Annotated in this window: 17 protein-coding genes and 1 pseudogene; 17 read left to right on the top strand and 1 reads right to left on the bottom strand. The window is 66.1% G+C overall.

Annotation, left to right across the window (positions count from 1 at the left end; genetic code table 11):
- Positions 1-28 precede the first annotated feature (28 nt).
- From TL10_RS03085 to rplO, 17 genes and pseudogenes are all read left to right on the top strand, one after another.
- A pseudogene (locus TL10_RS03085) lies at positions 29-1,201 on the top strand (cytochrome c biogenesis protein/redoxin); the annotation flags it as partial.
- Positions 1,202-1,231: 30 nt separating this feature from the next.
- Complete coding sequence (locus TL10_RS03090) at positions 1,232-1,795, top strand: sigma-70 family RNA polymerase sigma factor (protein WP_043984452.1); 564 nt, start codon at positions 1,232-1,234, stop codon at positions 1,793-1,795.
- Positions 1,792-2,478 carry an anti-sigma factor gene (locus tag TL10_RS03095; RefSeq protein WP_043984453.1) on the top strand — a complete coding sequence of 229 codons (687 nt, stop codon included), beginning with the start codon at positions 1,792-1,794 and terminating at the stop codon, positions 2,476-2,478. The genes TL10_RS03090 and TL10_RS03095 overlap by 4 nt, the downstream gene beginning before the upstream one ends.
- A 117-nt stretch (positions 2,479-2,595) precedes the next feature.
- Positions 2,596-4,944, top strand: a complete 2,349-nt coding sequence (locus tag TL10_RS03100) for an arylsulfatase (RefSeq protein WP_043984454.1) — start codon at positions 2,596-2,598, stop codon at positions 4,942-4,944.
- A gap of 10 nt (positions 4,945-4,954) precedes the next feature.
- Complete coding sequence (locus tag TL10_RS31595) at positions 4,955-5,665, top strand: hypothetical protein (RefSeq protein ID WP_234711354.1); 711 nt, start codon at positions 4,955-4,957, stop codon at positions 5,663-5,665.
- 175 nt (positions 5,666-5,840) lie between these two features.
- Positions 5,841-5,966 (top strand): hypothetical protein, encoded by a 126-nt coding sequence (locus TL10_RS31910; RefSeq protein ID WP_260971229.1) that lies wholly within the window; start codon positions 5,841-5,843, stop codon positions 5,964-5,966.
- A gap of 4 nt (positions 5,967-5,970) precedes the next feature.
- Positions 5,971-7,110, top strand: a complete 1,140-nt coding sequence (locus tag TL10_RS03110) for a YeiH family protein (RefSeq protein ID WP_043984455.1) — start codon at positions 5,971-5,973, stop codon at positions 7,108-7,110.
- 227 nt (positions 7,111-7,337) lie between these two features.
- Positions 7,338-7,706, top strand: a complete 369-nt coding sequence (gene rplN, locus TL10_RS03115; protein WP_020101420.1) for a 50S ribosomal protein L14 — start codon at positions 7,338-7,340, stop codon at positions 7,704-7,706.
- Positions 7,706-8,023 (top strand): 50S ribosomal protein L24, encoded by a 318-nt coding sequence (gene rplX / locus TL10_RS03120; protein WP_043401761.1) that lies wholly within the window; start codon positions 7,706-7,708, stop codon positions 8,021-8,023. Before rplN ends, rplX begins: the two co-directional genes overlap by 1 nt.
- Position 8,024: 1 nt before the next feature.
- Complete coding sequence (rplE, locus tag TL10_RS03125) at positions 8,025-8,588, top strand: 50S ribosomal protein L5 (protein WP_043401764.1); 564 nt, start codon at positions 8,025-8,027, stop codon at positions 8,586-8,588.
- Between the two features lie 2 nt (positions 8,589-8,590).
- A complete protein-coding gene (locus TL10_RS03130) occupies positions 8,591-8,776 on the top strand; it encodes a type Z 30S ribosomal protein S14 (RefSeq protein ID WP_005197641.1) in 186 nt (61 codons plus the stop codon).
- Between the two features lie 402 nt (positions 8,777-9,178).
- Complete coding sequence (rpsH, locus tag TL10_RS03135) at positions 9,179-9,577, top strand: 30S ribosomal protein S8 (protein WP_043401769.1); 399 nt, start codon at positions 9,179-9,181, stop codon at positions 9,575-9,577.
- A 12-nt stretch (positions 9,578-9,589) separates the two neighbouring features.
- A complete protein-coding gene (gene rplF, locus TL10_RS03140) occupies positions 9,590-10,129 on the top strand; it encodes a 50S ribosomal protein L6 (protein ID WP_043401772.1) in 540 nt (179 codons plus the stop codon).
- Between the two features lie 2 nt (positions 10,130-10,131).
- Positions 10,132-10,533, top strand: coding sequence for a 50S ribosomal protein L18 (gene rplR, locus TL10_RS03145; protein WP_043401775.1), 402 nt, complete (start codon positions 10,132-10,134; stop codon positions 10,531-10,533).
- Positions 10,534-10,567: 34 nt separating this feature from the next.
- The gene (gene rpsE, locus TL10_RS03150; RefSeq protein WP_043401777.1) at positions 10,568-11,236 is read left to right on the top strand and encodes a 30S ribosomal protein S5; all 669 of its coding nucleotides are present in this window, start codon (positions 10,568-10,570) and stop codon (positions 11,234-11,236) included.
- A 2-nt stretch (positions 11,237-11,238) separates the two neighbouring features.
- Positions 11,239-11,418: a 50S ribosomal protein L30 gene (rpmD, locus tag TL10_RS03155; RefSeq protein ID WP_020101428.1), complete on the top strand. Its 180-nt coding sequence runs from the start codon at positions 11,239-11,241 to the stop codon at positions 11,416-11,418.
- Positions 11,418-11,861, top strand: coding sequence for a 50S ribosomal protein L15 (gene rplO / locus TL10_RS03160; RefSeq protein WP_043401780.1), 444 nt, complete (start codon positions 11,418-11,420; stop codon positions 11,859-11,861). Before rpmD ends, rplO begins: the two co-directional genes overlap by 1 nt.
- 121 nt (positions 11,862-11,982) lie before the next feature.
- Here the strand turns inward: rplO and TL10_RS03165 are convergent, their stop codons facing one another.
- A complete protein-coding gene (locus TL10_RS03165) occupies positions 11,983-13,209 on the bottom strand; it encodes an EstA family serine hydrolase (RefSeq protein WP_043984456.1) in 1,227 nt (408 codons plus the stop codon).
- Between the last annotated feature and the right edge of the window lie 11 nt (positions 13,210-13,220).

Below are 13,220 nucleotides of genomic sequence, written 5' to 3' on the forward strand. Positions count from 1 at the left end.
GGATCGGGGCCGGCTCCGAAGACCTGGCATGTACACATTCGTGCTCATCGGATTTCTGGGCGGACTCATCACCGCCATCTCGCCGTGCGTGCTGCCGGTGCTGCCCGTGGTGCTGTTCTCCAGTGCCGGCCGCGCACCCTACCGGGTGATCGCGGGGTTGGTCCTCAGCTTCAGCCTGGTGACACTGGTGGGGACGGTGGTGCTCCAGCAGTTGCACCTGCCGGCAGGCGTCATCCGCTGGATCGGCCTACTGGCACTGACCGCCATCGGCGTCGGGCTGATCTTCCCGCGCATCGAGCGGCTGCTGGAAGCGCCGTTCGCGCGGATACCGCAACGGGACATCGCCGGCAGCCGAAAGGGATTCGGCCTCGGGCTGGCGCTGGGTGTCCTGTATGCGCCGTGTGCGGGACCGGTGCTGGCAGCCATCGTGGTGGCCGGAGCGACGGGCCATATCGGCCTGGACACCGTCGCGCTGACCGTGTCATTCGCGGTTGGCACCGCCCTGCCGCTACTGCTGTTTGCCATCGGCGGGCAGCGAGTTGCCGAGCGCATCAAGGCCTTTCAGAACCGGCAGCGGCAGATTCGGGTCGCCGCCGGGGTGGTCATGCTCGTGGCCGCGGTGGCGTTGGTGCTGAACCTGCCCGCCACGGTACAACGGAAGATCCCCGACTACACCGCGACGTTGCAGGCCCGCATCGCACCGGCCGGCGGCGGCCTGTCGAGCTGCGTTGAGGGCGCGAGCCGGCTGCAGGACTGCGGTACCGCTCCGGACATTGTCGGTATCGACAGCTGGTTCAACACTCCGGGAGACGCGCCGCTGGACCTGAAGTCCTTGCGCGGCAAGGTGGTTCTCGTCGACTTCTGGACCTACACCTGCATCAACTGTCAGCGCGCGATCGAGCACGTCGCCGGTTGGTACGACCGGTACAAGGACCAGGGCTTCACTGTGATCGGTGTGCACACTCCGGAGTACCAATTCGAGCACGACCGCGCCGGCGTCATCAAAGGGGCGGCCGACCTGCATATCAAATACCCCGTCGCGCTGGACAACTCGTACGACACCTGGCACAACTACCAGAACCAGTACTGGCCGGCGAGCTACCTGATCGACGCCGATGGTGTGGTGCGGCACCTCAAGTTCGGAGAAGGCGACTACGACGTCACCGAAGGGATGATCCGGGAACTCCTGGCTCAGCCGAAGCGCTGACGGTGCGGCTAGGCTGCTCAGACGATGCCCCCGTCGTCTGAGCCCACCCCCGATCTCGGTGCGTTGCTGCATCGTGTCGCCGGCGGGGATACCGACGCGTTCGCATCGTTCTATGACGCGACCTGCGCCCGGGTCTTCGGCCTGATCCTGCGGGTGCTGCGGGATACCGGCTACAGCGAGGAGACAACGCAGGAGGTGTACGCCCAGGTGTGGAGGTCTGCAGCCGGTTTCGATCCCGCCAAGGGGTCGCCGCTGGCCTGGGTGATGACGCTGGCACACCACCGGGCTGTTGATCGGGTGCGTGCGGAGGTTGCGCACAGTCACCGTGAATGGGCATACGGCACAACACATGTCGATACCGATTCGGATGTGGTGGCCGAAGCGGTGGTCCTGGGCGATGACCGTCGTCGCGTCGTGGGTTGCCTCGGCATCCTGACCGACACCCAGCGTCAGGCGATCGAGTTGGCCTATTACGACGGCCTGACCTACGTGCAGGTCTCCGAGCGGCTGGCCACGAGTCTCGGCACGGTGAAAACGCGGATGCGGGACGGGCTGCGCAAGCTCCGTGATTGTCTGGGGGAGTCATGAGCGATCCGTCGGAATTCGAACTGCTGGAGTTGGCGGTGCCGTACGCGCTGGATGCCGTCTCCGACGCCGAGCGTGCCGAGATCGAGCGGCGCCTGGTCGAGGCGCCGGTGCCAGTCGCCGAGGCGTTTCGGAATCAGGTGGCCGAAACCCGCGAGACCCTTGGGACCCTGTCGGCCGGCACCGCGGTGCCGCCGCCGGCGGCGCTGAGAGCTCGGGTCCTGCAAGGCAATCGGCGCCTGGTTCGCGAACACCGTTGGCGCAATGCGGTTCTGGCGGCGGCGGCCGTCGTCGCAGTCGGGGGCGGTGCCTTCGTGGCGGGCTGGATGTTGCGTCCGCCGGCCGCGCCGCCGGTCGCCGAGCAGGTGATGACGGCTCCTGACGTTCGCACTGTTTCCACCGTCCTGCGGTCCGGGGGCACGGCGACCGTCGTGTACTCGCGGACACGCGGCGACGGGATGGTGGTCTTCGACGGTGTTGCCGCGCCGCCGCCGGGGATGACCTACCAAGTGTGGTTGATGCAAGACGGTGTCCCGGTCTCGTCGGGTCCGGCGATCCGGGATCCGCGCACCGTCACGGTCACGAACATCGGACGGGCATCGGCGTTGGGCCTGACTGTTGAGCCGCTGGGCCGCGCAGCGGACGCACCACCCGGTGACATGGTGGGGCGGGTAGTGCTGCCGTGACGCGGCCGGCCGCGCACCGCGTGCGCGGCCGTCAATATCCGGGGCGCGGGCCTGCCGGCGGGTGTAATCTCCGGGCGGGCCGCCGATATCGGCGAATACTGACCGGGACGAGGCGTCATGGCAACTGAATTCCAGGGCAAGATCAAACTCGACATCCGCGACTCCGAGGCCGACTGGGGCCCGTACGCGGCACCGACGGCCCCGCCCGACGCGCCCAATGTGCTCTACCTGGTGTGGGACGACACCGGCATCGCCACCTGGGACTGCTTCGGGGGCCTGGTCGACATGCCGGCCATGCGCCGAATCGCGGACAAGGGTGTGCGGCTGTCCCAGTTCCACACCACCGCGCTGTGTTCGCCGACCCGGGCCTCACTGCTGACCGGCCGCAATGCCACCTCGGTCGGCATGGCAACCATCGAGGAATTCACCGACGGGTTCCCGAACTGCAACGGCCGCATACCTTTTGAGACGGCGCTGCTGTCCGAGGTGCTGGCCGAACAGGGCTGGAACACCTACTGCGTCGGCAAATGGCACCTGACGCCGCTGGAGGAGTCCAACCTCGCCTCGACCAAACGGCACTGGCCGTTGGCTCGGGGCTTCGAACGGTTCTACGGCTTCATGGGCGGCGAGACCGACCAGTGGTACCCGGAGCTGGTGTACGACAACCATCCGGTCGCCCCGCCGGCCACTCCCGAGCAGGGCTATCACCTGTCAAAGGACCTGGCGGACAAGACCATCGAGTTCATCCGCGATGCCAAGGTGATCGCCCCGGACAAGCCCTGGTTCTCATACGTCTGCCCGGGCGCCGGGCACGCGCCGCACCACGTGTTCTCCGAATGGGCCGACAAGTACGCCGGCAAGTTCGACATGGGCTATGAGGCGTACCGCGAACTCGTGCTGGAGAACCAGAAGCGGCTGGGCATCGTGCCGCCGGACACCGAGCTCTCGCCGATGAATCCGTACCTGGACACCAAGGGCCCGAACGGAGAGCCCTGGCCGTGGCAGGACACCGTGCGGCCGTGGGATGGGCTGAACGACGACGAAAAGCGGCTGTTCGCGCGGATGGCCGAGGTATTCGCCGGATTCCTGTCCTACACCGATGCGCAGATCGGCCGGATCCTGGACTACCTGGAGGAGTCCGGTCAGCTCGACAACACGGTCATCGTCGTCATCTCCGACAACGGAGCCAGCGGTGAAGGTGGGCCCAACGGGTCTGTCAATGAGGTGAAGTTCTTCAACGGCTACATCGACACCGTCGAAGAGAACATGCGCTACCTCGACACCCTCGGATCGCCCGACACCTACAACCATTATCCGATCGGCTGGGCGATGGCCTTCAATACGCCCTACAAGCTGTTCAAGCGGTACGCCTCCCACGAGGGTGGCATCGCCGACACCGCAATCATCAGCTGGCCCAACGGAATCCGGGCGCATGGCGAGGTGCGGGACAACTATGTCAACGTAGCGGACATCACTCCGACGGTCTACGACCTGCTGGGTATCGAACCGCCCGCCGCGGTACGCGGGGTTCCCCAGCGGCCGCTCGAGGGCGTGAGTTTCAAAGCCGCGCTGGATGACTCGACGGCCGACACCGGCAAGGCGACGCAGTTCTACGCGATGCTGGGTACCCGTGGCATCTGGCATGAGGGCTGGTTCGCCAACACCGTGCACGCCGCGAGCCCGGCCGGCTGGTCGCACTTCGACCAGGACCGGTGGGAGCTGTTCCACATCGAATCCGACCGCAGCCAGTGCCGTGACCTGGCGACCGAGAATCCAGCGAAACTGGCTGAAATGCAGGAACTCTGGTTCGCGGAGGCGGCCAAGTACAACGGTCTGCCGCTGGCTGACCTGAACATGTTCGAAACCCTGCTGCGGGAACGGCCCTACCTGTCCCGCGATCGGCAGACCTTCACGTACTACCCCGACAACGCCGAGGTGGGCATCGGCGCCGCGGTCGAGCTACGCGGACAGTCGTTCTCGGCGTTCGCTGAGGTCGACCTGGGCGAGGATGCGGCAGGCGTGCTGTTCAAACAGGGCGCGGGACACGGCGGCCACGTGCTTTTCGTGAAAGACGGCCGGCTGCAATACGTCTACAACTTCATGGGCGAGGACGAGCAGACTGTGATCGCCGCCGACCCACTGCCCACCGGTCGCCACGTCCTCGGTATCCGGTACGACCGGACCGGCACGGTGGAGCACAGCCATACCCCGCTCGGCGACGTGACGCTGTACATCGACGGTGCCGCGGCGGCCACCCGGGTCGGGGTGCGTACCCATCCGGGCACCTTCGGCCTGGCCGGCGGCGGGGTCAAGGTCGGCAGCAATACCGGGCAGGCGGTGTGCAGCGCGTACCAGGCTCCGTTCGCCTTCTCGGGTGGCACCATCGCAAAGGTGGTGATCGACATTTCCAGTACGCCGTATCTCGATGTCGAACAGGAACTGGCCCAGGCATTTTCGAAGGATTAGAGGACTGTTGATGAGCGCAACGATCATCCGTTGTGTCACCGCGGTATCAGCGGTGGCGCTGCTGGCCGGCTGTGGCAACGGCGGCGAGAAGGCGACCAGCACAACGACATCCAGCTCTTCGACGAGCACGACGACCAGTTCGTCCGCCCCGTTGTCCACGGCGTCGTCGTCGAAGATGCCGGACCTACCGACGTACGGCGTGGTCGAGACCACCAAGCGCGCCCTCGCGGCGGGGGAGCAGACCTGCGACGCGCCCGCTGCGCCCGCGCAGACCATGACTGCCACCACCGGAGCCCCCGGTTCGCCGACCGTCATCGTCGCGGTGCCCGACGGATTCACGCCGGGGGCACCGGCGTCCGGCGACGTCGCGCTGAATCTGACCGGACCGGACGGCCTGACCGGCACCGTGCGGATCACCCCGACCACCCAGGACGCGGCCGCCGCGTTCCAGCAGTACACCGACGCACGCACCGCGGGCCACGAATTCAACAGCGTCAGCGTGCTGCCCGACGAGCTGTGTGGCTACAGCGGCCAGAAACTGATGGGCGTCCTCGCCGACAAGCCCGGCTCCGGCAGCGACTACGTCGACCGCATCGTGCATGTGTGGACCAACAACGGGGACTACCTCGTCGCGCTGCAGCTGCAGGGGCCGACCGGGTCGAAGGGCCTCGATGTGGCCAAGCCGGTCCTGTTGGGGGACTTCGGTATTCGGATGGGCTGAGCGGGCTTCTCAATCTGCGCCGAGAAGGACCGAATGGTCGTGGTCGCAGGACTTACAGCGACCATTTGATCCTTCTGGACGCATCGGACGCCGCTAGATTCAGCACGATTCCATCGGTGGTCCGGAAGCTGTCGTTGTCGCACCATGAGCCGAACATCGGCGACAGGAGACGACAGTGACGAATGAGACGGGGGCGACGAGCTGGGTGAGCCGCGTCGGGACCGATTGGTGGGCAACGATTCTGGGCCTCGCCGTGACCGCGCTCGCGGTGGCGGGCGTGCTGCCGAAGATCGGTTGGTGACGCGATGAGTGTGGACACGGCCGGCGCGGCCGACCAGGTCGAGCCGGCAGCTGAGGACGACCTCGAAGAGCACACCGGCGCCCGTCGATTCGTCGACTACCTGCCCGGCCTGCTGCTGTTGGTGGCGGTGGGCCTGGCGGGCAAGTACGCCCAAATCGGCTGGCTGGCATTGGCCAAGCACGAGCACTGGCGCGTGCCCGACATCGAATACGTCCTGTGGGCCATCGTTTTCGGGCTGGTGATCACCAACACCGTTGGCCTGCACCGGATCTTCCGCCCGGGCGTTGGCACCTACGAGTTCTGGCTCAAGGTCGGCATCGTCCTGCTGGGCGCCCGATTCGTGCTCGGCGACGTCCTCAAGCTCGGCGCCACCAGCCTGCTGCAGATTCTCATCGACATGACGGTCGCGGGCGCGATCATCATCGCCGCGGCCCAGTGGTTCGGCCTGTCGGGCAAGCTCGGCTCGCTGCTGGCGATCGGGACGTCGATCTGCGGGGTGTCGGCGATCATCGCGGCCAAGGGCGCCATCCGGGCGCGCAATTCGGAAGTCAGCTACGCGATCGCGTCGATCCTGGCGCTCGGCGCCGTCGCCCTGTTCGTGCTGCCGCCGCTGGGCCACGCCATCGGCCTGACCGATCACGAGTTCGGGCTGTGGGCCGGCCTCGCGGTGGACAACACGGCCGAGACGACGGCCACCGGGTACCTCTTCTCCGACGAGGCCGGCAAGACCGCCGTCCTGGTGAAGTCGGTGCGCAACGCGCTGATCGGGTTCGTGGTCCTCGGCTTCGCCATCTACTGGGCCGCCCGGGGCGAGGCCGACGCCGTCGCCTCCGGGGTGCGCGCCAAGGCGGCCTTCATCTGGCAGAAGTTCCCGAAGTTCGTGCTCGGCTTCCTGGCGGTATCGGCAGTCGTCACCGCCGGGCTGCTCAGCAAGGGGCAGGTCGCGAACCTGGCCGCGGTGTCCAAATGGGCGTTCCTGCTCACCTTCGCCGGGGTGGGGCTGTCCACCGACTTCCGGCAGATCGCGCGCACCGGCTGGCGCCCGCTCGTCGTCGCGGTGATCGGTCTGGTCGTGGTGGCGACGGTGTCGCTGGCGTTGGTGCTGCTGACGTCGCGGGTGCTGGGCTGGGGTGTCGTCGGCTGACCGACCGCGAGATCGACGAACTGGTCGTTGCCATGGCAGCGGCCATTTCGTCTGTTTCGGGGTGGATTGAGCAGCGATTTGGAGCGTTATGGCTGCTCGCCTAGTATGTAGGGGTTGCCCAGGGCAGACCCCGGTCATCACGTGACTTCGCGTGCCTTTGGACAACAAGACCGCGCACGTCCAGGTCGGTATCTGGCGTGCATACAAAATCCAGGTCAGGAGATCGAGTGATTCAGCAGGAATCGCGACTCAAGGTCGCCGACAACACGGGCGCAAAGGAAATCCTTTGCATCCGCGTGCTCGGTGGCTCGTCGCGGCGCTACGCCGGCATCGGCGACATCATCGTGGCGACCGTCAAGGACGCCATCCCGGGCGGCAACGTCAAGCGTGGTGACGTGGTCAAGGCCGTCGTCGTGCGCACCGTCAAGGAGCGCCGCCGGCCGGACGGCAGCTACATCAAGTTCGACGAGAACGCCGCCGTCATCATCAAGAACGACAATGACCCCCGCGGTACCCGCATCTTCGGGCCGGTCGGTCGCGAACTGCGCGAGAAGAAGTTCATGAAGATCGTCTCGCTGGCCCCGGAGGTTTTGTGATGAAGGTGCACAAGGGCGACACCGTGCTGGTTATCGCCGGCAAGGACAAGGGTGCCAAGGGCAAGGTCATCGAGGCCTACCCGACCCGCAACAAGGTGCTCGTTGAGGGCGTCAACCGGATCAAGAAGCACACTGCGCAGTCTCAGAACGAGCGCGGTGCATCGTCGGGTGGCATCGTCACCCAGGAGGCGCCGATCCACGTTTCGAACGTGATGGTGGTCGACTCCGACGGCAACGCCACCCGCATCGGCTACCGCGTCGATGAGGAGAACGGCAAGAAGGTCCGTATCTCGAAGCGCAACGGCAAGGACATCTGAGATGACCACAGTGGAAAAGACTCAGCCCCGGCTGAAGACGCGCTACCGCGAAGAGATCCGCGACGCGCTCACCAATGAATTCAACTACGCCAACGTCATGCAGATCCCCGGCGTGGTCAAGGTTGTCGTCAACATGGGTGTCGGTGACGCCGCCCGCGACGCCAAGCTGATCAACGGCGCGGTCAGCGACCTGACGCTGATCACCGGCCAGAAGCCGGAAATCCGCAAGGCCCGCAAGTCCATCGCGCAGTTCAAGCTGCGTGAGGGCATGCCCATCGGCTGCCGCGTCACCCTGCGTGGCGACCGCATGTGGGAGTTCCTGGACCGCCTGATCTCGATCGCACTGCCCCGTATCCGCGACTTCCGCGGTCTGTCGGCCAAGCAGTTCGACGGCAGCGGCAACTACACCTTCGGCCTCAACGAGCAGTCGATGTTCCACGAGATCGACGTCGACTCGATCGACCGCCCCCGCGGCATGGACATCACGGTCGTCACCTCGGCCACCACTGACGACGAAGGCCGTGCGTTGCTGCGGGCCCTGGGCTTCCCGTTCAAGGAGAACTGACAATGGCAAAGAAGGCTCTGGTCAACAAGGCCAACAAGAAGCCGAAGTTCGCGGTGCGTGGCTACACCCGCTGCAACAAGTGCGGTCGCCCGCACTCGGTGTTCCGCAAGTTCGGCCTGTGCCGAATCTGCCTGCGGGAGATGGCCCACGCCGGCGAGCTGCCCGGTGTGCAGAAGTCCAGCTGGTGACTCTGCCCGTCTCATGACGCTGTAGAAAGCTGTAGAAAGCCGCCCCGGTCCTCGTGACCGGGGCGGTTTTTTCTGCGTCGAGAGTGGGGGATTGCGCGGAAATCCGGCCGGAAAACCGCGTCAACCCCCACGCTCGGCGCCGATTCGCACGGATTTGGCCCTGAGCTGCGGATTGTCTACACTGGGCAGGTTGCCATGGGCTTTTCAGCCCAATGGCCGATCGGCATGTGCCTTCTGAAACTGGATTGCACTACCGATGCACGGCCCCTGACCGACCTCGGTCAGATACGGGAAAACACTTCGTAGCAGGCCCACGATGTGACGTGCCGAGCCACCGCAAGGTGGGACCGACACGGGCGTGATGCATGGGAACCGCAGCGAGAAAGGTTGATCAACGCTGTCATGACAATGACGGATCCGATCGCAGACTTCTTGACACGTCTGCGCAACGCCAACTCGGCGTACCACGACGAGGTGACCCTGCCCCACTCGAAGATCAAGGCGAACATCGCCGAGATCCTCAAGAAGGAGGGTTACATTACCGACTACCGCACAGAGGACGCCCGCGTGGGCAAGAGCCTCATTGTGTCCCTCAAGTACGGCCCCAGCCGCGAGCGCAGCATCGCCGGCCTCCGCCGGGTGTCCAAGCCCGGTCTGCGGGTGTACGCGAAATCCACCAACCTGCCGCGGGTTCTGGGTGGCCTTGGCGTGGCGATCATCTCCACGTCCTCTGGCCTGCTCACCGACCGCCAGGCAGCTCGACAAGGCGTGGGCGGCGAAGTCCTCGCTTACGTCTGGTAGGGGGCAGAAAACATGTCGCGTATTGGAAAGCAGCCGGTTCTCATTCCGGCCGGTGTCGATGTGACCATCGAAGGCCAGAGCATCGCCGTGAAGGGCCCCAAGGGCACCCTGGCGCTCGACGTTGCCGAGCCCATCGAGGTGTCGCGTAACGACGAAGGTGCCGTTGTGGTCTCCCGTCCGAACGACGAGCGTCGTAACCGCTCGCTGCACGGACTGTCCCGCACGCTGATCGCCAACCTGGTGACCGGTGTGACGCAGGGCTACACCACCAAGATGGAAATCTTCGGCGTTGGTTACCGCGTGCAGGCCAAGGGCTCGAACCTGGAGTTCGCGCTCGGCTACAGCCACCCGGTGCTGATCGAGGCCCCAGAGGGCATCACGTTCGCAGTCGAGACCCCGACGAAGTTCTCGGTGTCCGGCATCGACAAGCAGAAAGTCGGCCAGATCTCGGCAGTCATCCGCCGCCTGCGTCGCCCGGACCCGTACAAGGGCAAGGGCATTCGCTACGAGGGTGAGCAGATCCGCCGCAAGGTCGGAAAGACAGGTAAGTAGCAATGGCCAACACTGAGACTGACAAGCGTAAGCCGTTGGGCCAGAACATCTCTGAGACCCGTCGGGTGGCGCGTCTGCGTCGTCACGCCCGTCTGCGCAAGAAGGTCGCCGGCACGTCCGAGCGTCCGCGCCTGATGGTCAACCGCTCTTCGCGGCACATCCACGTCCAGGTGATCGACGACCTGACCGGCACCACGCTGGCCGCCGCGTCGTCCATCGAGGCCGACGTGCGTGCCGTCGACGGCGACAAGAAGGCCGTCAGCACCCGGGTGGGTCAGCTGATCGCCGAGCGCGCCAAGGCAGCCGGCATCTCCGAGGTGGTGTTCGACCGTGGTGGATACACCTACGGCGGCCGGATCGCCGCTCTCGCCGACGCCGCTCGTGAAGGCGGGTTGACGTTCTAATGACTTACTTCAAGAAGACCGGAAGGACTGCATAATGGCCGAGCAGGCTGGCGCCGCTTCGGCGCAGGACAACCGTGGCGGTCGTGGTGACCGTGACGGCCGCGGTCGCCGCGATGACCGCGGTGGCCGTGGTCGCGGCGACGACCGTGGTGAGAAGAGCAACTACATCGAGCGCGTTGTCACCATCAACCGCGTTTCGAAGGTGGTCAAGGGTGGTCGGCGCTTCAGCTTCACCGCCCTGGTGATCGTCGGTGACGGCCACGGCATGGTGGGCGTCGGCTACGGCAAGGCCAAGGAAGTTCCGGCCGCCATTGCCAAGGGTGTCGAGGAGGCTCGCAAGAGCTTCTTCCGGGTCCCGCTGATCGGCGCCACCATCGTGCACCCGGTTCAGGGCGAGGCCGCTGCCGGTGTCGTGATGCTGCGTCCGGCCAGCCCGGGTACCGGTGTCATCGCCGGTGGCGCTTGCCGCGCGGTGCTGGAATGCGCCGGTGTGCACGACGTCCTGGCCAAGTCGCTGGGCAGCGACAACGCGATCAACGTGGTGCACGCCACCGTTGCCGCGTTGAAGATGATTCAGCGTCCCGAGGAAGTGGCGGCCCGTCGTGGCCTGCCCATCGAAGATGTTGCGCCGGCCGGCATGCTGCGGGCCCGGCGTGAGGCAGAAGCGCTGGCCGCATCGGCAGCGCGTGAAGGATCGGCATAATCATGGCTGAACTGAAGATCACCCAGGTGCGTGGCACCGTGGGTGCCCGGTGGAAGCAGCGCGAGAGCCTGCGGACGCTGGGACTGCGCAAGATCCGCCAGTCCGTCGTTCGCGAGGACAACGCGCAGACCCGTGGTCTGCTCGCGGTGGTCAACCACCTCGTCACCGTCGAGGAGGCGTAATGAGTGTCATCAAGCTGCACGACCTGAAGCCGGCCAAGGGGTCCAAGAAGGCCAAGACCCGCGTCGGTCGTGGTGAGGGCTCCAAGGGTAAGACCGCTGGCCGTGGTACCAAGGGCACCAAGGCCCGCAAGAACGTCCCCGTGACGTTCGAGGGTGGCCAGATGCCGATCCACATGCGTCTGCCGAAGCTCAAGGGCTTCCGCAACCGCTTCCGCACGGAGTACGCGGTGGTGAACGTCGGCGATCTCGCCAAGGCGTTCCCGCAGGGCGGCACCGTCGGCGTGGACGAGCTGGTGGCCGCTGGCCTGGTTCGCAAGAACAACCTGGTCAAGGTCCTCGGCGACGGCAAGCTGGCCGTCAAGCTCGACGTCACCGCCAACAAGTTCAGCGGTAGCGCCCGTGAGGCGATCACCGCTGCCGGTGGTAGCGCGACCGAGCTGTAATTGCTCCACAGAGAAGGGCCCTCGCTTCGGCGGGGGCCCTTCTTCGTTGTGTCGATCCTGTCCTGCGGGCGGGCACCACTCGGACTTTTGCGCCCTCGGTACAGGATCGACGTCGACGGGACTAGGTCTGCACCCGGGCGCCGAGGACGTCGCGGAAGAGCGCCTGGCGCACCGCGAGTTCACGCGGATCGCTGACCAGATGGAAGCCCAGCCGGTTCATCACGTAGCCGAACCCGACGCCGGTGTCCGGGTCGGCGAAGCCGAACGAGCCGCCGAACCCGGGCGTGCCGAAGGCCTTGCCCGAGGAGCCGAAGTCGAAGGTCGGGATGGGTTTGCAGAAGCCGAGCGCATATGCGATCTCGGCACGCATCACCTTGTCCCGCGTCCCGCCTGACGGGTTTCTCGGCGGCGCGGCCAAGGCGTCGAAAGTCTCTGGGGTGAAACCTATTTCGGTCCCGCCGACTGCCGCGGCACCGTAGAGGCCGGCCAGTGCGCGGGCGGTCCCGGTGCCGTTGGCCGACGGAATCTCGACGCGGCGCACCCGGTCGGTGTTGTAGTCGCCGGCGTAGGGGTCGATGTCGGCCGGGATCGCCGCGGTCCTGGCCAACAGCCCCCGCGGGTTCAGGCTGCCGAGCAGGAACCCCGCCGGCATGACATTCAGATGCTTCAGCGATTCGTAGCGCTGCCAATGGTGCAACGTGGCAAGCCGGCCTCGATCGACAGAGTCGGGCAGTCCGATGTACAGGTCGAGGCCCAACGGCCCGGTGATCTCCTCGGCGAGGTAGCGGCCGAGGGTACGGCCGTCGGTGCGACGGATCAGTTCGGACTCGTACCAGCCGATGGTGATGGCGTGATACCCGTGCCGGGTGCCCGGCGTCCACGCCGGTTTCTGGGCGGCCAGGATGGCGGAGAGCCGCACCGGATCGGCGATGTCGGACAGCAGTGGGTTGGGGGTCAGGACACACAGCCCGGCCTGGTGAGCCAGCAGCTGACGTACGGTGACCTCGTCCTTGCCCTGTGCGGCGAACTCGGGCCAGTACTCGGCCACCCGCTTGTCGTAGTCGAACAGTCCCTTCGACGCTGCGTGCGCAACGGCAAGGGCTGCAACACCTTTCGTCGACGAGAACATGTTGACCATGGTGTCGGCCTGCCACGGCGTCTTGCTGACCCCGTCGCGGTAGCCGCCCCACATGTCGACCACCTTGCGGCCGTCGCGGTAGACGCACAGGGCCGCGCCCACCTCGCTGCCCGCCGCGAAGTTGGCCCGGAACGCATCGGCGACCTTGCCGTAGCCGTCGTCGGCATCGCCGTGGACCAGGTCGGGGGAGACGGAGACTTTCAGCACCATGGACCTGATCC

Origin of the sequence: Mycolicibacterium llatzerense, assembly GCF_000878195.1 — a bacterium.
Taxonomy (GTDB): Bacteria; Actinomycetota; Actinomycetes; order Mycobacteriales; family Mycobacteriaceae; genus Mycobacterium; species Mycobacterium llatzerense.

Bases quoted from the DNA above. Each gene is read 5' to 3' on its own strand.
- rpsH (WP_043401769.1), top strand. From the start codon at position 9,179: ATGACAATGACGGATCCGATCGCAGACTTCTTGACACGTCTGCGCAAC.
- rpsE (WP_043401777.1), top strand. From the start codon at position 10,568: ATGGCCGAGCAGGCTGGCGCCGCTTCGGCGCAGGACAACCGTGGCGGT.
- TL10_RS03095 (WP_043984453.1), top strand. From the start codon at position 1,792: ATGAGCGATCCGTCGGAATTCGAACTGCTGGAGTTGGCGGTGCCGTAC.
- TL10_RS03165 (WP_043984456.1), bottom strand. From the start codon at position 13,209: ATGGTGCTGAAAGTCTCCGTCTCCCCCGACCTGGTCCACGGCGATGCC.
- TL10_RS31595 (WP_234711354.1), top strand. From the start codon at position 4,955: ATGAGCGCAACGATCATCCGTTGTGTCACCGCGGTATCAGCGGTGGCG.
- TL10_RS03100 (WP_043984454.1), top strand. From the start codon at position 2,596: ATGGCAACTGAATTCCAGGGCAAGATCAAACTCGACATCCGCGACTCC.
- rplO (WP_043401780.1), top strand. From the start codon at position 11,418: ATGAGTGTCATCAAGCTGCACGACCTGAAGCCGGCCAAGGGGTCCAAG.
- TL10_RS03110 (WP_043984455.1), top strand. From the start codon at position 5,971: ATGAGTGTGGACACGGCCGGCGCGGCCGACCAGGTCGAGCCGGCAGCT.
- rplF (WP_043401772.1), top strand. From the start codon at position 9,590: ATGTCGCGTATTGGAAAGCAGCCGGTTCTCATTCCGGCCGGTGTCGAT.
- TL10_RS03090 (WP_043984452.1), top strand. From the start codon at position 1,232: ATGCCCCCGTCGTCTGAGCCCACCCCCGATCTCGGTGCGTTGCTGCAT.
- rplR (WP_043401775.1), top strand. From the start codon at position 10,132: ATGGCCAACACTGAGACTGACAAGCGTAAGCCGTTGGGCCAGAACATC.
- rplX (WP_043401761.1), top strand. From the start codon at position 7,706: ATGAAGGTGCACAAGGGCGACACCGTGCTGGTTATCGCCGGCAAGGAC.
- TL10_RS03130 (WP_005197641.1), top strand. From the start codon at position 8,591: ATGGCAAAGAAGGCTCTGGTCAACAAGGCCAACAAGAAGCCGAAGTTC.
- rplE (WP_043401764.1), top strand. From the start codon at position 8,025: ATGACCACAGTGGAAAAGACTCAGCCCCGGCTGAAGACGCGCTACCGC.
- rpmD (WP_020101428.1), top strand. From the start codon at position 11,239: ATGGCTGAACTGAAGATCACCCAGGTGCGTGGCACCGTGGGTGCCCGG.